Raw genomic sequence first — 24,516 nt, 5'->3', positions numbered from 1 at the left:
AGCTAAATCTAAGAGGGGTGATTTTATTCTAACATTATTTGGCTCGTTTATTGTCGCATGAGAAATTAGTAACTCGCGGACAATTTAGCGATATTTAGCTACACAAGTATCAAGTAAATATTGCATAAATTCAATCATTATCAGAGTAAAGAGGATTCGACGTATCATTCAACTCTATTGAGCCTGAATGGAGAAGCAAAGGATGGCTGAAACCTTCCATTTTGTAGATTGGTTTTAGTGCTTGAGGTTCATTAAGAATCATAATTTTTCTGGACTCCACTTTTAGAAAATGATAAAAATCCTGTTCATCATCATTATGATACATACCTTCCTTATTACAAAATTTATCTCAATAGAAAGATGGTATATATTATCACAGAAAGCTGGTAATTATACACAAAAATAACGCTTCAGTCCACTCCACCACAGCGCCATAAGTATCTCCCGTATGTCCACCCAACTGATAATTAAACCAAGCTGCGGTAACAACAGAAATCACACTTCCAGCCAAAACCATCCCCACAGATAAAACTAATTTCTGGGGATTAATTAACCAAACAACAGCACTCAAACCTAACAATAAAAATAAACTTGGTAACAAATCCAAATAAGAACGAATCGCTTGTTTATGAAACGCACCCTTACCAGTCGGTTTCAGATAAGGATATTGACAAATAGCCATTTGTTGTCCCCAACGTCCCCACCCACAAGCAGCCATTAATACAAAATAATGGTTTTCAGCTATTTCTGTTAAAGCTGTTATTTTCAATATAATAATCACAATAGCAGACATCGCTCCAAACGCACCTGTAGCACTATCCATCATTACCTCTAACCTGCGTTTCGGATCACCCACCGCTAAACCATCAGCCGTATCCATCGCACCATCTAAATGTAACCCTCCCGTAATTGCTATCCACGCACCTACTACCAAGGCATTACGAGTTAGCACGGGGACACTCAAATAATTCATTCCCGTATCTAATCCACCTAAAATCCCCCCAATCATCAACCCAATCACCGGTGCAAAACAAGCAACCTTCTGGAAGTCCAAATTTTGCAGATAGGGCAAGGGAATAGCTGTATAGAAAATCACAGCCGCAACTAAATTTAGCAATTGCTGTTGCCACCAGCGCAAAACGTTAGCCATACTTTATATAGAGTTCCATTAGTCAAATACTTCCAGTATTCATGAATATAAATGTTCTCATCATAAATCACTCCCAGACTGACAATCTACCTCAAAAGATGAGACGATCGCCTCCTAAACTTGATATTTTGGAACTATGGGAAATTAACAATCCATCTTATTGATAGTCTGGCTGCGTTGTCACTCACCTTTCATAAACCGCTATTTCTCTATGAGTCATCATCTACCCCACACCAAAATGCCAGCCCCGTGTATAGTCAACATGGGCATAGTTGTCAACAAACTCGATATCCGCCGATTGCTGAATGATTTAGGTAGAGTCCACTACATCTACACCCAAGAAAATAAGCTACTGAGTGAGGGTGACGGGGATGTAATGGAAGTATTCGCTAATTCCTATCGGTCTACCTTAGTCACCAATAATGCACTATATGTGAATGTGGATAGTTTTGATTATCTGGAGTTAAAACTATCCCCACAACAAGAAACCTACTTCGACTTAGTTCAAGAGGAAATGTGTTTACGGTTGATTCCTCTTTCCACTCCCTTACAAGCAAGACGCGATCGCCAATTTAACGTTACGGTTATAGAAGCGATGATGGATCAAGTCCTAGCAGCTAGATGGGATGCGGAAATTGATGACGACTGCTGTGATTCTTTTTAAAGGAGTCAGCACTATGGCTAACGCCACGCTACGCTATCGACTTCGCTCAGTGACCGTCAGGAGAAAGAATGAAGTAGAAGTAGGACTTACGCATAATTCATGGAATAACGAACCACAGAGGCACAGAGAACACAGAGAAATGAGGGTTTGAGGGATATTTTGCGTAATTCCTGAGAAGAAAGGAGGTATCACAAAACCTTAACTAAAGAAATCATATCCTCTTTGGGGTCATAGTGGATTGCGGGGTATGACCCTCACAAGATAAAAACCCCCACGAACGCCCTAAGTAACACCAAAAATGTTAAGTTGATGGATAAATTTAGCTAATTAGTATTTTTGCCTTGAGCGCCAATTTTTCCTTTGAAAGTCTCGCTACCTGTAGCCAGACCAAAGCTAGAGCCGGAATATTTTCTACTCCCCACGGAATTGTAGAAACACCCAGGTTTATGCCTGTGGGAACATTAGCTAATGTCAAAACTATCACCCCTGCCCAACTGGGAGCAACAGGAGCGCAGATGGTTTTAGCTAATACCTATCATTTACATCTCCAACCGGGAGAAGCCATCGTTGCTGGTGGTGGTGGGTTACATAAATTCATGGGTTGGTCTGGACCAATGCTTACAGATTCCGGTGGATTTCAGGTTTTCAGTCTGAGCGAAATGCGGAAAATTACTGAAGAAGGTGTAACTTTCCGTTCTCCTCATGATGGGCAAATCATTAAATTAACGCCAGAACGCTCTATTGAAATTCAGAATATTTTAGGGGCGGATGTGATCATGGCTTTTGATGAATGTCCTCCCTATCCTGCCACTCGTCAGGAAGTTGAAGCCGCCACTGACCGAACCTATCGCTGGTTAAAACGCTCTATATCCGCCCATCAACGCCAGGATCAGGCATTGTTTCCCATTGTCCAGGGGGGAGTATATTTAGACTTACGCGCCCGTGCTGCTCAAGAATTGGCGCAGTTGGATATGCCGGGATATGCCATTGGTGGGGTCAGCGTGGGTGAACCAACGGATTTAATGGCGCAAATTGTCCAAACTACAGCGCCGTTGTTACCGATGAATAAACCCCGTTATTTGATGGGTGTGGGAACTTATCGAGAAATGGCTATTGCGATCGCTTCTGGGGTAGATTTATTTGATTGCGTTATTCCCACACGCTGGGCTAGACATGGAACGGCTATTGTCTCCGGTGAACGCTGGAATATCAAAAATGCTAAGTTTCGTGAAGATTTTACACCATTGGATACAACTTGCCCTTGTTACACCTGTGAAAATTTCAGTCGGGCTTATTTATCTCATTTAGTGCGATCGCAGGAAATATTAGCATATACTTTGTTGACTATTCATAACATCACCGAATTAATTCGCTTTACTCAAAAGATTCGCGCATCAATTTTGAGCGATCGTTTTGTCACCGATTTTGGTCATTGGTTAGAACCATCAGCAATTGATTTAGAAAAAACTGAGGACTGATCATTGAGCTAATCATGATAAAATATATCTCGCATATAATAATACCTTGTCCATTTTCTGCTTTGTTGGGTTAAGCGACAGCGCAACCCAACGCTCATGTTGGGTTTCATGCTTCAACCCAACCTACAAATCAAGGCTTTCTCTAATTTGGACAAGGTATTGATATAAAATCTGTATTTGATTATTAGGTGGATTTAAACAAACATGGAAGCAGCACTATTACTCGCAAAATTGCCTGAAGCTTACCAAATCTTCGACCCCTTGGTAGATGTTTTACCTGTTATTCCCGTCTTCTTCTTGTTACTTGCATTTGTTTGGCAAGCAGCAGTGGGTTTTAGATAAATTACCCATTGCCAATTTTTTGGACAGGTAACATCCACCTGTCCTATTTTTTGGTAAAATTAATAGTTCTTAATATTTTGCAATAAATCCATATAATTAATCCAGTCACATACTAAATTACCAGGAAGCTACGATGGGAAATATCAAATTTGTTAAAGAAAATCAAGAAATAGTCGCCGCAGATGGTGCTAATCTCCGACTTAAAGCTGTAGAAAATGGCATTGATATATATAAATTTTTCGGCAAAATGACCAATTGTGGTGGTGCTGGACAATGTACTACTTGCATTGTCCAAATCACTGAAGGATTAGAAAACCTGTCTCCGCGTACAGATTTAGAAACCAAAAAATTCAAAAACAAGCCTGATAACTACCGTCTCGCTTGTCAAACCTTAGTTAATGGACCCGTGACTGTTATCACCAAACCTTAAAGGCTGATAAAAAAATTTGGCTTCACTCTGTCATGGATGATGCTATTCTAGAATAGTTGACTCGAAATTACACAAAAGGCTATCTTGCTATGCAAGTTAATGATTTGGGTTTCGTAGCGAGCATTTTGTTCGTATTAGTACCCGCCGTGTTTTTAATCATGCTTTACATCCAAACCTCCAAGACTGAAGGTTAATTAACAGCCTTGCGAACAGCTATTAGCTTTTGTGAGCATTTTAAAATCGGTGGAAAAGATAGTTAATACTTGGGCTATAAAATAAAAACCCCCCTAAACTAATATAGTGCAGGGGTTTTTATTTAGTCATCGCTAATATGAAGACATTATCCAATAGTGCGTGCCAAGAGAACTGGACAGGTAGCATTAACACGAACATAGTCAGATAAAGACGAGCCAATGAGCCGATCTATATCAACAAAACTCTTAGCAATAGATGGGCGACGGTCCGGGGAACCAATCAATAATAAGTCTATATTCAACTCATTAGTTAAACGACAAATTTCTTCCCCAGGTTTACCACTGCTAGTAATACAACGCACTGCTACAGATTGCTTTTCTGCCTCTGCCACAGCCATTCCTAACACAGAATTTCTCTCTGGTTTAAGATCAGTAATACCTGATAATTTACCACCTAAATCTGCATTAACATTAGCTAAAACCAATTGTCCACCCGCAACACCCCTAAGTAAGAACAAAGCCAAATTTAAGCAGTTTTTAGCAGATTCAGAATTATCCATTGCCACCATAATGCGCTTAATGTTTTTGACATAAATGTCATCTTTCACTAGCAACATGGGACGGGAAGACAGTTGGAAAACGTACTGACTGACGGAATTGGAGAAAATAGATTGTAGCCGCTTCATTCCCCGTGAACCCATAATAATCAAGTCAGCTTCCATTTCGTCAGCGACTTGACAAACTACATCCTTGGGATCACCTTGACGTAAAATAGAAGAAACTTGGCTGGGGTCTAAGTTTAAATACTGAATAGCCTTAGCGAGAATTTTGCCCCCTTCTTCCCATTTGTCAGTCATTACAGCCGCAGTGCTTTGTGGGGTGACAACGTGGAGAACTGTGACTCTTGCTCCTCGAAATGAAGGTAGTTCTTTCAAGTTCTTGAGCATTTCTTCCGCGTGTCCCAAACCGGAGACAGCTAACAAAATTTTTTGGATCATTTTTCCGTCTTTGTCGTGAAGGTTTTTGTGGTTTTTGCTGCTAGTATTGAGCTATGGCTGCGTCAGGCAAGCTATCAGAATGTTTCTTTCTCATGTGCTAAATAACCAAGTTAAGTATTCAGGCATAAATTAACTGATTAGCAGTGAAACTAATACCAACAAGCAAAAGAGTAATTAATATTAAGTTTCTTTACGCCTAACTAGGTGAAGTGACAACCAGATTGCCTATCATTCATATCATACAACTAATTGTGTCTAATGAAATTAATAAAACATGATGTTAGTTATGATTTGTCATCTATGTTAATTTTTTTTAATTTAAGTTAATTATTACCATGATCATTTTTCGGAAATTAAACAACAAATAGCAGAATATCAAGCTTATGCTGAAAAAATGAGAGCAAAAACACCGTTTATATTGTCAGCATTCAGCCGTCAATTTTCAGCTTTTCGTAAAAAGATAAATTTAATTTCTGCTTCAGATCTACAGGATTGATAAAATCAAAAAAATGAATTACCAAGTTGTTAACCAATTAGATGAAACCCAAATTTCCGAACTTGTGGAATTATACAAAAATGAGTTCTGGAGTCACAACCGAATATATCCAGGTGTTGTCAAAATGTTAGCTGCATCTGATATTATCATCGCTTTAGTAAATGAGGAAAAAGAACTAATTGCTTTTTGTCGTATTTTGACTGATTTTGTTTATCGCGGAGTTCTTTATGATGTCATTGTTAAACCTAGTTACAGAAAAATGGGATTTGGTGCTAAGTTATTAGATGAAGTCGTTAATCATCCCCAATTAAAAGAAGTTGAAAATATGGCTTTGTTCTGTTTACCAGAGATGATACCATTTTATCAACAGTGGGGTTTCACTAATGAAGTTGTGAACTTGGAATTAATGTATCGTTATCAATAATATATCAATCCTTGAGAATTTTCTAATTTGATCATGTCTATCCAAAGTCTAATTCAAAGTATATATACAGATGGCGCTTGCACAGGTAATCCTGGCCCTGGTGGTTGGGGTACAGTTGTCTATTTTCATGATGGTTCAGTCCATGAAATGGGTGATTCATCGCACCATACCACTAATAATAAAATGGAAATGCAAGCTGCGATCGCTGCCTTGGAATTTTTCAAATCATCTCGACAAACTGAACCTATTACCCTGTACACAGATAGTAAATATGTCATTGATTGTGTGACAAAATGGGTAAAAGGCTGGAAAAAGAACGGCTGGAAAAAAGCAGATGGGAATCCCGTTCAAAACCAAGACCTCCTAGAAATTCTGGATCAACTCAATAGCCGACTGGTACAATGGGAACACGTTCGCGGACATTCTGGTAATATTGGCAATGAACGCTGTGATGTCATTGCGCGTTCCTTCGCTAACCATAAAATCCCTCACCTCAAACAATTATTACCTGGACTTCTTCACGAAAATTTATCTAAAATTGGGGAAATAAGCCCAGCAAAAGTATCTAATGATCCAATAAACTCTACAATAACTAATAAAAACACACTAGAAAGCAGTCCGTCTGCATCAGATACAAGCACTATGGAACAATCTACAACACCAACTGCGACTACAACCAACGAACAACCCACTGAAATCAGGGTTTTACAACTTCGCAACTTGGTGGAAACCTTACGGATTGCAGACGAAATTGCCGAAAAAGGCTACCTAATTACCAGTTCAGAATTAGCAGACTTAATGGGTGTTCACTCTAGCGCCGTTACCAGCCGAGGTGATGAATGGCGGTGGCGAAATTGGATAGTTTCACGGGTAAGACGGGAAGGAAATCAAATTCTTTGGGAACTCGAACGTGGGGACAAAATAGCCACAGAAATAGATTGAAAAATATAATTTTTGATTTTCCTTAAATCTTAAAACCCGTAGGGGCGCAGGCTATGCGCCCTTGATTGCATTTCAAGACCTTTGATTAAGCTCCTAACATTTGTAAATTGTGCAAAGTGGCATAAAATCCTTGTTGTTGTAGCAATTCTTCATGACTTCCCTGTTCAATTAATTCCCCCCGTTTCAACACAAAAATCCGGTCTACATTGCGAATTGTTGAGAGACGGTGAGCAATAATAATTGAAGTCCGTTGGATTAACAACTGATTTAAAGCTGATTGAACTAAAGCCTCCGTCCCCACATCTAAACTAGCTGTAGCTTCATCTAAAACCAAAATTTGCGGATTACGAATAGCCGCCCGCGCAAAGGCTAAAAGTTGTTTTTGTCCACTAGAAAGATTTGTCGCCCGTTCTCGTAATTGAGTATCATAACCTTGGGGTAATTGGTTAATAAACGTCGCTACATTCGTCTTTTCTGCTGCTTGTTGAATTTCTGCAAAACTGTAATTATCACCTAAAGTAATATTACTTTTAACATCACCAGCAAACAAAAAAGCCTCTTGCAAAATCACCGTCATATAACGTCGTAGTTCCACTTGAGGAATCTCGCGGATATCCACACCGTCAATGAGAATCCGTCCTTGGGTTGGTTCATAAAGACGACACAACAGGCGAATAATTGAACTTTTACCCGCACCTGTGGGACCAACTAAAGCCACCTTTTCCCCTGGGTGAATGGTAAAGTCTAAATTCTTAATCACGTAATCATCATCTTTATAAGCAAAGGAAACATTTTCAAACTTAATTGCTCCCAAAGCCGGAACGGGTGTAAAATCTTGAGATTCTAACTTAGAAACTATCTCATTAATATAGCCAAATTCAAAATCTACATTTGAACTTTGAGGCTGAGAGTAATCTTTAATTTCAATGGGTTCATCTAAAATATCCACTACTCTTTCAATAGCCGTAAACCCAGATTGAATCACCGTAAACTTTTCCGCAAAATTCCGTAATGGTTCAAAAAATTGTTGGGCATATAAAATAAATGCTGATAAAATCCCAAAGGAGATTTGTTGATTTAACAATAACCAACCACCTAACCATAATACTCCAGCAATAGCAATTAAACCAACCCATTCTAAGGTTGCAGAAACTGCGGAATCATACCAAATGCTAATATCTACTTCCTTAATATAACGTTGGTTAGCAGCTCGAAATAACTCAACATTAAATTTTTCGCGGCGAAATAATTGAACTATATTAATCCCGACAATATTTTCTTGAAGTTGAGAATTGAGTACAGAAAGTTCTTCCCTGGTTTTATAATTAGCCCTTCGATACCGCTGTTGAAAATAAATTATCAACCAAGTTATTGGCAAGAGGATGAATATCAACAAAGAAGCAAGTTGCCATTGAATAGAAAACATCAATCCCACAATTACTACCATAGATAGTAAATCAGAAACAATGCCTACAGCCCCAGTGGAAAAAACATCTCCTAAACTTTCGACATCACTCGTTAGTCTAGTAATCAATTTACCTACAGGTGTCTGATCAAAAAACCGCACAGCTAAAGATGTTACATGAGTAAATAAATCTTCACGAATATCTGCTGTGATTTTTTGCCCTAATTTTTGCACTAAATAACCTTGGACACTTATTAATACTAAGCGGATAATAGTTGCTATTAGCAACATTCCAATCAGGATATTTAAACCTTGCCACAGAGGGATATTTTGCAGAAATTGATATGTACTTGGTTCTTTGCGAATTAACGAAATTGCCTGTCCCACTAATAGGGGTTTGATAGCACTAGCAACAGCAATCGGAACAAGCATTAACATGGATACTGCTAATAGTTTGCCATGACGACGACCATAGGGGACTAAGCGTAAAAATAACCGCCAGTCATTTTCTCGACGACGGTATTCGGGATTGGATTTAGTTGGAGATGGAGAGATGCCCATAAATAACAATTTAGGAAAAAAATAATGTGAAATTCTGCCCTGGGAGACTAATTTTTTTCAAAATTTAAGCCATTGATTTCTTGACATTTGGCCTGTGCGGCTTGATAAGCTGTCAAATATTCTAGCCCCCCCAACATAACATCACCATAATAATCATAGGGGGCTTCGCCATAAATAGGTAAAGGATCATCCTCTGGATAATCTTCTTTGGATTCTTCCACAATGGCTTTGAGTTTTTTGGTACTTAGAGCTTGAGCCGGAAAATAATAAAGTTCTTGGGGATTTTTTTGTAAATAAGGAAGTGTCGGATCTATAATTACATCATTAACTTCAATCCAACCATGTTCAACTGGTTTATAGGGCTGACCAGCAAATACTAAAAAGCCTTGAATATACTTTGCCCCTTCGGTGATTAAAACTGCTTTATAAGCATTATCAAAAGGTTTTTTAGCTTTACTTTTGATGGCTTTAGCAATTTCATGAGATAGGGTTTCATCTAATAATTTGTTCATGGGGTAAATTTCTCCTTTAATGATTTTGTCAATTATTAATATACACTGTACTAGGCAATTTTTAATCAGCAAGCCCTATATAGCGATCCTAAATTAGTTATGAAAAACAAGATCCCCGACTTCTCTAAGAGGATGTTTGAAAAGTATTATATGAAACCCATAATCTCCAAAAACCTAACCCCCCTTCCCCCCTTCCCTACAAGGGAATGGGGTTTTTAAAGCCTCTCCCCTGGTAGGGGAGAGGTTTGGAGAGGGGTCTGTTTCCACATTAAAAACTTTTAAAACATCCTCTAAGAGGTTGTTTGAAAAGTATTATATGAAACCCATAATCTCCAAAAACCTAACCCCCCTTCCCCCCTTCCCTACAAGGGAATGGGGTTTTTAAAGCCTCTCCCCTACCAGGGGAGAGGTTTGGAGAGGGGTCTGTTTCCACATTAAAAACTTTTAAAACACCCTCTAAGAAGTCGGGGATCTGACTCTGGGAATGTTCACAAATCAAATAGGATTACTATATGCTAATTATTGTTGATATCCGATAATTACCCCCTTTAATCCCCCGATACTTTGGGGGGAAACCAGAAAATCCAGTCCCCTCCCCTTTGCAAGGGGAGGGTTAGGGTGGGGTTAATTCCTTCAACACCGCATCAGTAAAGGGATTTTTCCCCGCCTTCAAATCCCTAATTTGCCCTTTTTGGACAACACTTTCTCACTCCGCTCACTTGCGTTTAGCTTTGCCTTTGTTAGCAAACTCCTGTGCTTTTGCTTGGGGGTCAAATTGTAAATTTTTATCCCATTCTTTGGCTTGACGGAAATTAGCTAAAGCCCCATTTATATCATCATTTGCTGCCAAGTTCTCACCTTGGATCACTAACACCGTTGCTGCTAATAATAACCGAGATGGAGTTTGGCAATCCTTTAATTCTGCCAACACTTGAGGATTACCAATCAAATAATTATTCAGCAAATTGCAACCACTGGTGACTAAATTATCTAAATCCAAATCCCATAAAATGATCGTCTTGTCAGCACTCCCAGAAGCCAGTTTTTTGCCGTCGGGGCTAAATCCCACACTCCTGACCTCACGCTCATGACCTTTCAGGGTATTCAGGACTTTCCCTGTGGTCACGTCCCAGATTTTTATCGTCTTGTCACCACTCCCAGAAGCCAGTTTTTTGCCGTCGGGGCTAAATCCCACACTATTGACCCAACTCTCATGACCTTTCAGGGTATTCAGGACTTTCCCTGTGGTCACGTCCCAGATTTTTATCGTCTTGTCACCACTCCCAGAAGCCAGTTTTTTGCCGTCGGGGCTAAATCCCACACTATTGACCCAACCCTCATGACCTTTCAGGGTATTCAGGACTTTCCCTGTGGTCACGTCCCAGATTTTGATCGTCTTGTCAGCACTCCCAGAAGCCAGTTTTTTGCCGTCGGGGCTAAATCCCACACTCCTGACCTCACGCTCATGACCTTTCAGGGTATTCAGGACTTTCCCTGTGGTCACGTCCCAGATTTTTATCGTCTTGTCACCACTCCCAGAAGCCAGTTTTTTGCCGTCGGGGCTAAATCCCACACTATTGACCCAACTCTCATGACCTTTCAGGGTATTCAGGACTTTCCCTGTGGTCACGTCCCAGATTTTTATCGTCTTGTCACCACTCCCAGAAGCCAGTTTTTTGCCGTCGGGGCTAAATCCCACACTATTGACCCAACCCTCATGACCTTTCAGGGTATTCAGGACTTTCCCTGTGGTCACGTCCCAGATTTTGATCGTCTTGTCATCACTCCCAGAAGCCAGTTTTTTGCCGTCGGGGCTAAATCCCACACTATTGACCCAACCCTCATGACCTTTCAGGGTATTCAGGACTTTCCCTGTGGTCACGTCCCAGATTTTGATCGTCTTGTCATCACTCCCAGAAGCCAGTTTTTTGCCGTCGGGGCTAAATCCCACACTATTGACCCAACCCTCATGACCTTTCAGGGTATTCAGGACTTTCCCTGTGGTCACGTCCCAGATTTTGATCGTCTTGTCATCACTCCCAGAAGCCAGTTTTTTGCCGTCGGGGCTAAATCCCACACTCCTGACCTCACGCTCATGACCTTTCAGGGTATTCAGGACTTTCCCTGTGGTCACGTCCCAGATTTTGATCGTCTTGTCTAAACTCCCAGAAGCCAGTTTTTTGCCGTCGGGGCTAAATCCCACACTCCAGACCGAACTCTCATGACCTTTCAGGGTATTCAGGACTTTCCCTGTGGTCACGTCCCAGATTTTTATCGTCTTGTCACCACTCCCAGAAGCCAGTTTTTTGCCGTCGGGGCTAAATCCCACACTCCTGACCTCACGCTCATGACCTTTCAGGGTATTCAGGACTTTCCCTGTGGTCACGTCCCAGATTTTGATCGTCTTGTCTAAACTCCCAGAAGCCAGTTTTTTGCCGTCCGGGCTAAATCCCACACTCCAGACCGAACTCTCATGACCTTTCAGGGTATTCAGGAGTTTCCCTGTGGTCACGTCCCAGATTTTTATCGTCTTGTCACCACTCCCAGAAGCCAGTTTTTTGCCGTCGGGGCTAAATCCCACACCATAGACCACACCCTCATGACCTTTCAGGGTATTCAGGAGTTTCCCTGTGGTCACGTCCCAGATTTTGATCGTCTTGTCTTCACTCCCAGAAGCCAGTTTTTTGCCGTCGGGGCTAAATCTCACACTAATGACCACACCCTCATGACCTTTCAGGGTATTAACTGCTAAGGCTCGTTTTTCCTTCTCTTCATCACGCTGCAAATATACCGCTTGCCTTAATGCTGCTATCGCTGGTACTTGAGTATCCGATTTTGCCCAAGATGCCAGTTTGAGTTTTCCACCAGCCTTCAAGCCTTCTATTAAGGCGTTTCCGGTATCTTTTAAGGCAAACTGGGCTTCACTGGATTTAGTTAAGGCTTGAATTGCATTAATATCAGCTTGTTGTTTTTGAGTTTCTGCCCTCTTTGCAGCATTCCAAGCTGTGACTGTTAACAAGGTCAATGCTATTCCTGCGGCCACTGAACCTGCAAGGGCAATTTTGAGAAAGCGATTGAGTTTAGCTTCACCGATTTTTCTTTGTTGTTTTTCCCATTCTAGTTTTTGGCTGAGTGGTTCTTGTTGCTGACGAATAAAAGCTGCTAAATAATCATGAACTAATTGATAACGGTCACAGGGATTTTCTGGTAACAACACCACTAAACCAGATTTGACAAATATTTCTAATACTAAATCTAAGTTATTCTCAGTTTCATTTTTATCTCGTTCTAATAATGATTGTAAATTTTCTTCTAATTCTGCCTTAGTCTTTAACGGTCTTGTTCCTTGTTCGTCTGTGAGAAAATAAAGTAATAATTCAGCAAGTTCTTGATTTTTCTCACCACAATCATTGACTATTTCTCCTAAATAACTTTTCACCAATTCTTGTTTGTTACCGATTTTCTGATATGCGGCTAAAGTTGTGATATTTTCTGTTTCTAATTGCGCCCCCACAACTTGTAATTCAATGGGACGAACTGAACCGACTTCTCCCGCTAAATCTTCTACCAGTCGGTTAATTAAATCCGGTTCTAACTGAAAAGTTGTTTTTTTAGTTAAACTCTCAATTGTAGTTTTAGCATTTTCTGGGGTTAAATTCCCTAATTTATACAACACATTTTTACTCAAAATACCATCACCAATAATATTCATATCGGTAATTTCATCACATTCTAATAAAAGATGCAAATAATCTACCCGCAAAGATAAAATTATTCGCAAAGATCCAATATTTTTATGATTTAGACATTTCCCTAAAAACTGAAAAAACTCTGTTCTAGCTTTATCGTCAGGACAAACAAAGAAAAATTCTTCAAACTGGTCAAAAATTAATACTGTTCTCCGATATTCTTCAATTTCTACCAGTTTTAAAATAAACTCTTCCTGAGTATCTAATTTTAAATCTTCTGATTTTAATCTTGCTGGTAATACATCTAATAGTTGCTGCTTTAATTCTATAAACCAACTATTATAAACTCTAATCGTCACAGGTAAATTACCTTGAAAACCTATGGCTTTATTTTCCAATGCAGGAATTAACCCAGCATTAACTAGAGAACTTTTTCCAACTCCTGACTGTCCATGAATGACAATAATTTTTTTATCAGTTCTACCAATACTTTCTAATAATTTATCTACATCTATTTTCCGTCCAGATGCTTCAATTTCTGGAGAAATATTTTCTTTTTTAATGGTTTGATTTGTTTGTAGAGACGTTCCGTAATTTGTTTGTAGAGACGTTCCATGGAACGTCTCTACATTTAGATTTGTATTTTTTGCTGGTTTTAACCAACCTGCACCAATAAACGCCCGCAAACCAAATTGTTGTTCAATAGAACGACTTTCTAATTTGGTGTTAAAAGCTTCCAGATATTCTGTTTTTTGAAATAATAGTTTTTGTAAAAGATTGAGAATTTTAACATAAAGCTTTGGTTGATTATTGATAACCCCAATATCTTTAGCCAATTTTAAATTACTAATTGCTTGTTCATATTGTTGTAATTTTTCTTGAGCTTGTGCTAGAATTAAAAATAGACTTTGACGATAATAATTGATGTCAAATTCTGATTGATTAACTCTCTTTAAAATCTCCAATCCTTGATTAGCAATTTTGACTACTTCTTTAAAATTTGATTGTTCAAAATTAGCTGTTGCTAAAAATATATAATCTTCTGCTATTTTCAAGATATTATTTTCAGCTTGATGTATTTCTAAAGCTTGTTGAGATAATGTTTTTAATTGTTCCCATGCTTGTAAATCTTGGAGAATTAACCCAAATCTTGATAAAGAATTAGCAATTAAATCCAGACGTTGAGCATTTTTAAACTTTTCTAATATTTGTTGAATACAATTTATTATTTCTCCCCCTTCCCTAGTAGGGAAGGGGGTTGGGGGGTTAGGTCTTAATTTTTCATAATTGCAAATTGTCAGATTATAAAGTATTTTCCCTGAAATTTCTAAATTCTCAGTTTTTTGCCAAAAATCCCAACTTTGTTGATAATAACTAATAGCTGTATCTAATTGTTTTTTGTTATATGCAATAAATCCTTTTAGAAAATTACAATTAGCTTCAAATTCTGGTTCTAATTTTTGATCATATTTTTGTAAGTCTTGTAATGCTAATTCAAGTTCTTGTAGATTTACATTCAAATCATCATTTAATACTTTATCTATTATTGATTTGAGTAAATTAATTAATTCATCGAAAGGAAGAGAGAAATTGATAGTAATTCCCCAACTTTCTAAATCAGGTGCAGATTCCATGATTTGTTGATATATTTGATTATTAATCCATAGCACTAGGGGATATGGACAATTATTTCTAAATTCTTCTCGGATTTGATTAGCTGAACTGAACATCTTTGATAAATTCGGTAAAGATTCCCAACCGACAATCATTAATGCTGCAATTTCCTGATCAAATTCTGCTTGAATAGTATTATATAATGTTCTTTCTGATGCTTGAAGTCGTAAAATCTGAATTTCAATCTCACATACTTTCTGTAATTCTTGAATGAGTTGATTTTGTAAGTTGAGATAATTGCATTTAGCTAAAATCAGCTTAAATTCTCCTTGGGATGCTTCTATAGACCATGCTAAATCTTCTAGTTGTTGTGAGTTTTTCATAGTATTAATTTGTGATAAACAATATCCCCGACTTCTGAACTTTAACCTCGATAAATAATAACATTGATCAAAGAAGTCGGGGATATAAATCCTGCAAATCCTTTAATCCTGGAAATCCTGATTCAGACAAAATCTTAATCCTGTTAATCCTCAAATCCTGGAAATCCTGATTCAGACAAAATCTAAATCCTGCAAATCCTCAAATCCTGGAAATCCTGATTCAGACAAAATCCTCATTCAAACAACTTTTCCGATTCTGCTAAAATCGGATTGACATCAAACCATAATTCACCCTGATCTCGATATTCAAAGACAAATCTACTGCGAATTAATTTCTGATATCCTTGATCATCACTAACGTGCTTAGTTTTTTTAACACGACGTAATAATTCCCATTCTTCATCAGAAATAGTTAAAGACATTTCATTCCGTCGTTCACGAATAATCTGCTCTAAGGTATGACTCTGGAGAGGAAATTTTTTATCTTTCATAATCCAGGGGTTTAATAACCGCAAAATATCGCGCACATGACCACCGCTAACCTGACACAAGCGGTCTAGACTTGCTGGAGCATCAAAAATTTCAGTAATTTTATTTAAGCGGTCTTCTGGTGCTAAATTAGGAAATGCTCTAGCTAAAATCATCTGTTGCATTAGTGCTAATCCCTGTTCATGGACTTTACCATCTGAAGACTTGACGGGAACCATTGGTAATATTTTTGGTTCTTCTGGAAATCGTTGGGTTAATATTCCATATTCATTAGAAAATCTCAAAGCCAAAGGCATGGTATAAATGACATGACAATTCAGTTTAGTCAGATATTCACCTTGGTCTACAAATAGATATTCCTGTTGTGTTCGACCCCAGGGTTTAATGGTATTATCTATGCGGTCTAGGTTATCAACTATGACAACTAAACCATTTTTACCTTGTTGTTTAAGTTTAGAAATAGCAGGTTCTAAAAGTTCTTGATTAATTACTTGTAGTAATTCGGTTTTTTGTGGTCCTAAATATTGATTTATTTTGGTTCTTAATGTGGAATCACTTTTCATTTTTGTGGTGATTTCCCCAATACCCAAAGACAGAGACAACTTTTGTCCGTCAACAGTATAACCAATATCATGACCAGCAAATTTACCTTTAACACCTGTAACTTCAGAGTTCAAGATGTTCCATGCACCTTGAAGTAATTCCTGAAATTTTTTCGGTTCTTCGAGAACAATTTTCTCAAGACTTTTACTAATGCGACTAGCAATAGCCAAAAACACATCAGCAATATCTATATCTGTGATTTCTAGATCTTCGCTAGATTCAAAATAAACAACATGAAAATCTGCTGCTTCTAATTCTACCTGTAATCGTAATAATTCTGTAGATTTACCACAACCAATATGTCCAGTAAATAGGTTACAGGTAGGCTCATCTTGATTCCACTCTGTAATACTATCTTTAATGGTGCTGATGATATCCTCACCACGCACTTTAGAAAAGTCAATATAACATTTTTGGTCTTCTTCATTTCGCGCTTTCAGAGTGCGTGCGGGGTTAGTGGCTTTATAAAAATCCTTAATATCCATTTTGCTAGTAGTATAATTGTCCTGATAGTTGAGGAATATCCCTACTGACAATAATACTTGTTTCTCAGTAATTTCAGTTATTTTTCCGATAATTTCAATAATTTTATGAGAATCAGGATTTACAAGATCAAACGATGAACAGGATTTTATTTTACTCACATCCTGTCAATTCTTAAATCCTGGTTATCCTCATGCTGACAATTTCTGTATTTTAAAATCTAGATATGATAACAGCCAGATCATACACCTTGATAATAGCACAAAAAGTCAAGAGGTCAAGAACCTAGTAAAATGGTTATCTTATTGCGACGATTATCAATAATCTTGAGAATGAAGTAGACTTATTCTCAATAAACATAGTCTTGTGCTTTTTTTGTAAAAGTCTGATTTAAAAAACTTATAGCATTGAGTTTTTAACTGACAACTGACCCACATTCGCAAAATGTGTCAAAATAAAGAATTGTCATAAAAAATATTGTTAAGGTAATTTAGTGACTTCAACTGCTCAAGCTAGTGCGAGTGCGCGTCGTGCGGTCTTCCCATTTACAGCCATCGTTGGTCAAGAAGAAATGAAACTGGCACTGCTGTTAAATGTCATTGACCCCAAAATTGGTGGTGTAATGATTATGGGCGATCGCGGCACCGGAAAATCTACAACTATCCGCGCCTTGGCGGACCTTTTACCAGAAATCCCTGTTGTCGCCAATGACCCTTTCAACAGTGACCCCAACGACACGGACTTGATGAGTGATGAAGTCCGTCAACAGGTAGCACAAGGGTTAGAAATTCCCATCACTCACAAAAAGGTGCAAATGGTAGATTTACCATTGGGTGCTACAGAAGACCGAGTTTGTGGAACAATTGACATTGAAAAAGCCTTATCTGAGGGTGTCAAAGCTTTTGAACCCGGACTCCTAGCCAAAGCTAACCGGGGTATTCTCTACGTTGATGAGGTCAACTTGTTAGATGACCACTTGGTAGACGTACTCCTCGATTCCGCTGCTAGTGGCTGGAATACCGTCGAACGGGAAGGGATTTCTATCCGTCACCCAGCCAAGTTTGTTCTCGTCGGTTCGGGAAACCCTGAAGAAGGGGAACTGCGTCCCCAACTCCTTGACCGTTTTGGAATGCACGCGGAAATCCGCACTGTGAAAGAACCAGCTTTGCGGGTGCAAATTGTGGAAGAACGGGGTGAATTTGACCAGAATCCGCCTGTGTATTTAGAAAAACACCAAGCTCCCCAAATAGCATTACAAGAGCAAATTGTCAATGCCCAAAACTTATTACCACAAGTTAATTTAGATTATGACTTCCGGGTGAAAATTTCCGAAGTTTGTTCAGAATTAGATGTGGACGGGTTGCGGGGTGACATCGTGACAAACCGTGCGGCTAAAGCCTTAACCGCTTTTGAAGGTCGGACAGAAGTTACAATTGACGATATCCGTCGGGTAATTACTTTATGTCTGCGTCACCGTTTGCGGAAAGATCCTTTAGAATCTATTGATACTGGCTATAAAGTGGAAAAGGTCTTTTGTCGGGTTTTTGGTGTGGAACTTCCAGAAGATTCAACCCAGAAAAATGGTGCAGGGATGAAAGCTGGCGCTCGTTAGTTTTAATGTAGAGACGTTCCATGGAACGTCTCTACAACAGTTAATTAACAACTGACAAATTATGAGAACTTGGAATTTTTGGTTAAACAGCTTGATTTTATTGATTCAACATCATCCACCCCGATTTGTGGAGTTATTAATGTTAACATTAGCGATCGCTCTGCTGACAGTCTCCACCATTGTCCCAGATAAACCCTACATCATACTAGGTTTAAGTTTTGTCGTGGGAGCATCAACTTCTATATTAGTCCGGGAAGCAATGTCTCCCACCGAAAACAACCACACAGTTTTAACTCAACAACGCCTTACCCAATTTACCGCACTACTGTTATTAGGAATTAGTATTTATGGGTTTGCAGATTTAATTCACACGCTATAAATTTTCAGGATCAACTCCTAATTTTTTTAACATCTCTGCTAATTTATTAGCCTTTTTCTCAGATTCTAACCATTTTCTTTCAGATTCTAAATGTTTTTCCTCACTTTGTTGCATCCTTTCTTCTGGTGTTAAAAATCGTTTTCCATTTTCATCAAACCAATATAACCATTCCCTAGTTATTCCTTGATATGTTGCTTTTTCCATTCCTATTCCTAACCCTATCTCTGGTAGAAAAACAGGGTTTCCTGACAGTAACTTATATTCTCCATTGACTAATTTGTAAACCTCTAAACGTTGTTTTCTTTTACGCTGAGAATTATAAACTACATAATATAATATCCCCAATTCTTGAGCATAAAAATCTTTCTTAGTGCTATATTCTCCCCTATAGGTATGAGACACTATTTCTAACACTAAAATCGGTAATTTTTGTTCTTCCCATAATACATAACTGCGGCGTAAATCTTCATCAATTAATCTGGGAATACCAATACTTAAAAATCCATCTGGGACAATTGCAGGTTTATCTGGATCATAATATATTCCCATGTCTACGCCAAAAAACCAATCCCATCTTTGTGACCAGATTAAGGCTAACATGGCTTTTAATAAACCGGGAATTAAATCTTGTAGTTCGTTATCCACTGGTGTGTCGTCAGAGTCGGGTAATTCCTTAGATGAGGGTAAATAATTTAATTGGCTGTATTTTAGCATGATTGATATTACCAATTCTATTTTTATTATAATCCAGATCGCCGACTTCTAAGAAAAATCTATCATTTATTTACAAAATAAAAACAGAAGTCGGGGATATTTTTATCCTTGAATTATGGCTTTTTCTTCTTCAGTTAAACCATATAACCGATAAACAATTTCATCAATTAACCAATCACATTGTTTTAGTTGTTTTTTGATTGGTAAGAGTGTATTTAAACTTGATTGATATTCTTTTGCTAATGTTTCCTGTTCTTTTCTCGCGGTGGGATCTATTTGCAGTTTTTTCTGATTTTTCTTGAGGATACTAATTAATTCATCAAGGGTCAAATGGTTATCTCCTTGATTTTGTTTATAATAATCACCTAAATAATTTTGAATTTTCGATTTATTGGTAAGATTATCAATTTCAGTACCGATTAATCTTTCTAACCATGTCAAAAATCCTGTAGTTTCTGTTTGTTTTTGTTGATTCAATTCTATCATTTGTTCGGCTAAATATGCGAGGAAATCATGAATTACATCCGCTTCTGATGGTTGTTTTTCTAAATGCAATTGTATTTGTTCGATTAATTTATTTTGATGAGAAGAATCTTCTATAAGTTCATGATAACTATTGATTATTTTTTCGCAGTAATTTTGTCGTAAATTAGATTCAGTTGTAAATTCAAAACGTGGAAATGGCAAAGATGTAATTTGATATGCAGATAAACTGTTAGTGACACTAATTAATTTAAATCTCCATTCTATAAAATTGCTGTTGAATATGGCTAAAAAAGCAAGATCATCATACTGAATATTTACAAAATAGCAAATCTTATGACCACAAACATTTCCTGCGGGTAATTTTGTGGCAATAATTCTTCTCCAATTATCTAAAGCAGCACTTTCTTGATAGATAATTCTTGATTGCTGATGAGAAAGTGCAGCTATTCCTCCACGAGATTTAGACAACCAAAGCTGCTTATTAATATAAATTGGTGTCCCCTGTTTTGGATCATCAATTAATTCATATCTTTGAACATGACCTCCTCTTAAAACCAGCGTATGTTCTGGATTTTCTGTCAAATAAGGTTTAAAAGACTCATTAAAAACTATTTCTCCTGACATGGGAGTAGCAACATTACCTAACTTACAAATATTTGGATTAGTAGCTATTTTTTTGGCTATATTCCATTCTTCAGCACTGACACTAGGAATAGTGAAATTATCAGCATCAAATTCCGATATTTCTGTTGCTGATGTCTTATAAGCTGGGGAATTTTCCAGAATATCTTTACCAGGATGAGTTCTCACAAAGATTGGATTATTGACTTTCTCTTTTGTTAAAACATACAAACAAGTTGGTAATTTAGCATCAATAAAAACTCTTTCTTTAGGATTATCTTTTTGCGGAAATGCTTCAATATGAAGAAAAGTATTTTCTAGCAACATTTTCTTTCTTAATTGAAATGTAAACTTATCTCCTAAAAGAGACATGGGGACAATAAACCCATGATGACCTTTTTGTTTAGTTTTATCAATTGCTAAAGCAATAAAAAGACGATATAGATTTACTCTACCAGTTCTTGCTTCCTTATATAAATCTGTATTATCTATAAAAGACTTTTCATCAATTATCCTTCCTAGTGAGTCTTGTGATAACTCATCATAAGGAGGATTACCGATAACAGCATCAAAACCAGGATTTTCTTTCCAACTTGCATTTTCTAAATCAATAAAAACTTCTGGAAATTCCAAATCCCAATGAAAAAACTGCTTTTCCTCAAATAACTTTCTCGCGTCTTCATAAACTGCAATATCAGCAGCATTCATACTTTCAGGGTTAGCATTAATCGCATTTGTACCATAAACCCGTAAAAAATGATCAGCACGTTTCAAACCAAAATATTTAGAAACATAAATATCTAATAACCGTTTATAAGGTTTCGCAGCTTGATCAAATTCCTTAAATAACCTTTCGCTAGTTTCTACTTCCGCAAAAGTTGCATCACTTAACGTACTCACACCGCGCATAATTTCCGCAGCACGTAACAACCCGACAAACGGACCAGTTAAGAAATTTAATTGTCCACTTTCTTCTTTCACCATATTCGCTTCTGCTTCTCGCGCAGTCGTACCAATAAGGGAATTTCCGCAGCGCAAATGATGATCTAAAAAACTCAAAGGAGCGCCAATTGTGAAGGAATGTAACCATAAACTCACCTTTGCTAATTCTACAGCCATTGGGTTCAAATCCACACCATAAATACAGCGTTTCATTACCACCCGTTGCAAAAGTTGAGTATCTTCTAACTTATTAACATCAATAGTAATTCCCTGCTGTTGTAAATTTGCTAAAATCCCCTCGCGGGTTTGTTTCAACATCTCCAAAACCGGATTATGTTCAGGATATTCATTTAAAATACTGATTAATTCATCTGTAAAATAATCAACAGCTTCCACTAAAAAATGTCCGCTTCCCATAGCAGGATCACATATCTTAATATCCAGTAAGGTATTTGTACTTTTTCTTTCTAAACGTTGTAAATCTTTTTGTAAACCATTACGACTTTGTACCCCCAATCTACCATCTGCCATTTTTTCATGTAATTGGCTAATTTGCGTCATCAAATCCGCAAATTTTTGTTTTCTCTCCTCTAAAATCGGTTTGAGAGTATGACTAACAATGTATTTAACAATGTAATCAGGTGTGTAATAAGAACCCGTCGCTTTGCGTTCACCCTTATCATTTTCTAAATGGACTTTACCCGTATTTCCATCTGCAATCACTACGCGATATTCTAATAAACCTTCATAAATTGAACCCAATTGTCGCACACCTAAAAAGCTGTAGTCAATGGGTAATTTTTCAAACCGTGCTAATTTATCTAAAGCGGGAAATAAGACAGCATCAGATAATTGATTTTGATACAAAAACCAATTATCTGGATAATCTTTTTTATCTTCAGATTCATGAAAATCAAAATGAAATAAACCACCATTATAACGAGGTACTTCTAAAGCTGAATCACCTCTATCTACTATTTCAAATAAACCTAATAAACTTTTATAAATCTTTGTCGAAGTTTGACTTAATGTTCTTTGTTTATCAACACTTTCTGCTATTTCTTGGGTAATTTTAATCAAACTATAATCACGGTAAGCGGTGGTAATTGGTAACAGGTTTCTAGCTTCGGCATATAATAGAAATAACAACTTATATAAAAATGATAAAGTGGCTGCATAAATCTGTTTTGGTTCTCCAGTTTTTCCCCGTCTGATAGCGTCTGCAACAAAACCCCCTGCTAAGTCAGGAAATATTTGCTCAAATACCAATGTTTTTAATTCATTTCCTACTTGAGTTGCATAGGTTGTACTTCCTTCTCTGACTCTTTCTAAAAAGTTTTTGTTGTAACTATCTTTTTCAAAAGCTGCACTTCTAAAAAATAACCAGAAATATTTGAACTTTTCCAAATCTTCAGTTTCTAATAATTCTACCAAATCAAGAGGATAAAATTCAGTTGCGGTAGAAGATGCTTGACGATAATATAAACGCCATTCTCTCCCATTGGTTAAAATTCCCCAATCAACTCCCGTACCAGTCAAATAACTAGAAATTTGAAAAGATGGATTTTCATTCTTGAAAATATCTCTTTTATCATTAGCAGAAACTTTACTTAATGGTCTTTCCCAATATTTAGCTTCTGCGATAACTAATACCCTACCATAAAAAGCAGTTTCATTATTTTGAAAAGAGTAAGCTATATCCCTTTCATTTTCATTTGCAAACAACGCATAATCAGGACGTTCGGCTCTACCTTTACCACGAGTCACGACTTGAGGAATATTAGAAAAGCCTAAAATATCTAATACTGGTTTAATAAACACATCTTCAGTTTGCGCTTCATTGAGAGTCGGTAAAATCGCTTTTTTGGATAAATAGAGTTTATTTAGTTTCTCAAAATCCGAGATGATATCTAAATGCCATTCTGGACATTCTTGCAGACGATATTTTAAATAATGTTGAGAAAATAATGGTTTATTTGGATTTTTTGTATCTGTCATAATTCCCCCTATAAATAGTAAGGTGTGTTAGGCTTTAGCCGTAACGCACCATATTATATTATATATGTTTAAGTAATTTATTCACATTTTTTCTGACACACTATAAATATACACTTAGTTAAAAACGGTGCGTTACGCTGCGCTAACGCACCCTACATGATTACAAAGTTTCTAAATCAATTCCTTTTGCTTGTAATTTGGCTAATAATTCCTGATACTGCTGTATAGCTATTTCTTTTCCATGACGTTCTTGTTCAGCACGTTGATATTCTTGTTCAACACGTTGATTAAGTTCCAAAGATGTGAGAAACTTTCTTCCGTCAGGATAATAAATTTCTAAATTATCAGGTGTAATTTGAAAACGTATTCCCAATCTTGGACTTACCCAACCATTAATATCTTCGACAACTGTAAAAGCATCTTCCGCAAGTATAAATCCAGATAATTCTATAGTATCAGGATCATAAATATAATATTCTTCCACACCATAACGTTGATAAAAAAGCGATTTATTAATCATTTTGGGAGTACGATTTCCCGGTGATAAAATTTCAAAAACCACTTGAGGAGGAATATTATTTTCTTTCCATTGTTGATAAGAACCTCTATCTACTTTTGGTCTACCAAACACCACCATAACATCAGGTGCTTGACAAGTTTTGACACTTCCCTCGATAGGATACCAAAGTAAATCACCTGCAATAAATACATCATCTCGTGATGCAAATAATATTTCTAAATTTTCTTTAATTTTAACAATCCATTGATATTGTTTCGTATTATCTGCCATTGGTTGACCGTCGCTGTCAGGATAGATGATTTCTGGTGCGCTTGCTGGTGCTAATTGCTGTACCATAGTGGATATCTCCAATAGGGATAGATTCCTATACTGCATTAATTATAATTG

Annotated in this window: 18 protein-coding genes; 9 read left to right on the top strand and 9 right to left on the bottom strand. The window is 37.3% G+C overall.

Going from position 1 to position 24,516, the window contains the following annotated elements; all coding sequences use genetic code 11:
• Positions 1–373: 373 nt before the first annotated feature.
• The gene (gene cobS / locus BMF77_RS03165; RefSeq protein ID WP_148760583.1) at positions 374–1,150 is read right to left on the bottom strand and encodes an adenosylcobinamide-GDP ribazoletransferase; all 777 of its coding nucleotides are present in this window, start codon (positions 1,148–1,150) and stop codon (positions 374–376) included.
• Positions 1,151–1,361: 211 nt separating this feature from the next.
• On the opposite strand from cobS, the gene BMF77_RS03160 reads away from it, so the two are divergent.
• The 5 genes from BMF77_RS03160 to psbM all read left to right on the top strand — a co-directional run bounded on the left by BMF77_RS03160 (position 1,362) and on the right by psbM (position 4,258).
• Entirely contained in the window at positions 1,362–1,814 is a 453-nt protein-coding gene (locus BMF77_RS03160) for a hypothetical protein (RefSeq protein ID WP_148760581.1), read from the top strand.
• 341 nt (positions 1,815–2,155) lie between these two features.
• Entirely contained in the window at positions 2,156–3,292 is a 1,137-nt protein-coding gene (gene tgt / locus BMF77_RS03155) for a tRNA guanosine(34) transglycosylase Tgt (RefSeq protein WP_148760579.1), read from the top strand.
• Between the two features lie 204 nt (positions 3,293–3,496).
• Complete coding sequence (locus tag BMF77_RS03150) at positions 3,497–3,634, top strand: photosystem II reaction center protein K (RefSeq protein WP_006195022.1); 138 nt, start codon at positions 3,497–3,499, stop codon at positions 3,632–3,634.
• 133 nt (positions 3,635–3,767) lie between these two features.
• The gene (locus BMF77_RS03145) at positions 3,768–4,064 is read left to right on the top strand and encodes a 2Fe-2S iron-sulfur cluster-binding protein (protein ID WP_148760577.1); all 297 of its coding nucleotides are present in this window, start codon (positions 3,768–3,770) and stop codon (positions 4,062–4,064) included.
• 89 nt (positions 4,065–4,153) lie between these two features.
• On the top strand, positions 4,154–4,258 hold the full coding sequence (gene psbM / locus BMF77_RS03140) for a photosystem II reaction center protein PsbM (protein WP_015079946.1): 105 nt from the start codon (positions 4,154–4,156) through the stop codon (positions 4,256–4,258).
• Positions 4,259–4,404: 146 nt separating this feature from the next.
• Here the strand turns inward: psbM and BMF77_RS03135 are convergent, their stop codons facing one another.
• The gene (locus tag BMF77_RS03135; RefSeq protein ID WP_148760575.1) at positions 4,405–5,256 is read right to left on the bottom strand and encodes a universal stress protein; all 852 of its coding nucleotides are present in this window, start codon (positions 5,254–5,256) and stop codon (positions 4,405–4,407) included.
• Positions 5,257–5,765: 509 nt separating this feature from the next.
• Here BMF77_RS03135 and BMF77_RS03130 point away from each other — a divergent pair.
• Both BMF77_RS03130 and rnhA read left to right on the top strand, forming a co-directional pair.
• Positions 5,766–6,176, top strand: coding sequence for a GNAT family N-acetyltransferase (locus tag BMF77_RS03130; protein ID WP_148760573.1), 411 nt, complete (start codon positions 5,766–5,768; stop codon positions 6,174–6,176).
• Between the two features lie 33 nt (positions 6,177–6,209).
• The gene (gene rnhA / locus BMF77_RS03125) at positions 6,210–7,118 is read left to right on the top strand and encodes a ribonuclease HI (protein WP_148760571.1); all 909 of its coding nucleotides are present in this window, start codon (positions 6,210–6,212) and stop codon (positions 7,116–7,118) included.
• Between the two features lie 85 nt (positions 7,119–7,203).
• Here the strand turns inward: rnhA and BMF77_RS03120 are convergent, their stop codons facing one another.
• From BMF77_RS03120 to BMF77_RS03095, 4 genes are all read right to left on the bottom strand, one after another.
• On the bottom strand, positions 7,204–9,084 hold the full coding sequence (locus tag BMF77_RS03120) for an ABC transporter ATP-binding protein (protein WP_148760569.1): 1,881 nt from the start codon (positions 9,082–9,084) through the stop codon (positions 7,204–7,206).
• Positions 9,085–9,131: 47 nt separating this feature from the next.
• Positions 9,132–9,596 (bottom strand): hypothetical protein, encoded by a 465-nt coding sequence (locus tag BMF77_RS03115; RefSeq protein WP_148760567.1) that lies wholly within the window; start codon positions 9,594–9,596, stop codon positions 9,132–9,134.
• Between the two features lie 715 nt (positions 9,597–10,311).
• On the bottom strand, positions 10,312–15,282 hold the full coding sequence (locus BMF77_RS03100; RefSeq protein WP_148760565.1) for a ribosome assembly protein 4: 4,971 nt from the start codon (positions 15,280–15,282) through the stop codon (positions 10,312–10,314).
• A 233-nt stretch (positions 15,283–15,515) separates the two neighbouring features.
• Positions 15,516–16,859, bottom strand: coding sequence for a P-loop NTPase fold protein (locus tag BMF77_RS03095; RefSeq protein ID WP_148766764.1), 1,344 nt, complete (start codon positions 16,857–16,859; stop codon positions 15,516–15,518).
• Positions 16,860–17,350: 491 nt separating this feature from the next.
• Between BMF77_RS03095 and bchI the strand changes: the two genes are divergently transcribed.
• Positions 17,351–18,469: a magnesium chelatase ATPase subunit I gene (gene bchI, locus BMF77_RS03090; RefSeq protein WP_148760563.1), complete on the top strand. Its 1,119-nt coding sequence runs from the start codon at positions 17,351–17,353 to the stop codon at positions 18,467–18,469.
• Positions 18,470–18,530: 61 nt separating this feature from the next.
• Entirely contained in the window at positions 18,531–18,848 is a 318-nt protein-coding gene (locus tag BMF77_RS03085) for a hypothetical protein (RefSeq protein ID WP_148760560.1), read from the top strand.
• Here the strand turns inward: BMF77_RS03085 and BMF77_RS03080 are convergent.
• The 3 genes from BMF77_RS03080 to BMF77_RS03070 all read right to left on the bottom strand — a co-directional run bounded on the left by BMF77_RS03080 (position 18,843) and on the right by BMF77_RS03070 (position 24,465).
• Positions 18,843–19,562: a Uma2 family endonuclease gene (locus tag BMF77_RS03080; RefSeq protein WP_174783108.1), complete on the bottom strand. Its 720-nt coding sequence runs from the start codon at positions 19,560–19,562 to the stop codon at positions 18,843–18,845. The genes BMF77_RS03085 and BMF77_RS03080 overlap by 6 nt on opposite strands.
• Before the next feature lie 102 nt (positions 19,563–19,664).
• Positions 19,665–23,609, bottom strand: coding sequence for an Eco57I restriction-modification methylase domain-containing protein (locus BMF77_RS03075; protein WP_148760558.1), 3,945 nt, complete (start codon positions 23,607–23,609; stop codon positions 19,665–19,667).
• A gap of 160 nt (positions 23,610–23,769) precedes the next feature.
• Positions 23,770–24,465 carry a Uma2 family endonuclease gene (locus tag BMF77_RS03070; protein WP_148760556.1) on the bottom strand — a complete coding sequence of 232 codons (696 nt, stop codon included), beginning with the start codon at positions 24,463–24,465 and terminating at the stop codon, positions 23,770–23,772.
• Between the last annotated feature and the right edge of the window lie 51 nt (positions 24,466–24,516).

Source organism: Dolichospermum sp. UHCC 0315A, assembly GCF_008121535.1.
In the GTDB taxonomy this organism is placed as follows: Bacteria; Cyanobacteriota; Cyanobacteriia; order Cyanobacteriales; family Nostocaceae; genus Dolichospermum; species Dolichospermum lemmermannii.
This window is presented reverse-complemented; position numbering and strand designations above follow the sequence as displayed.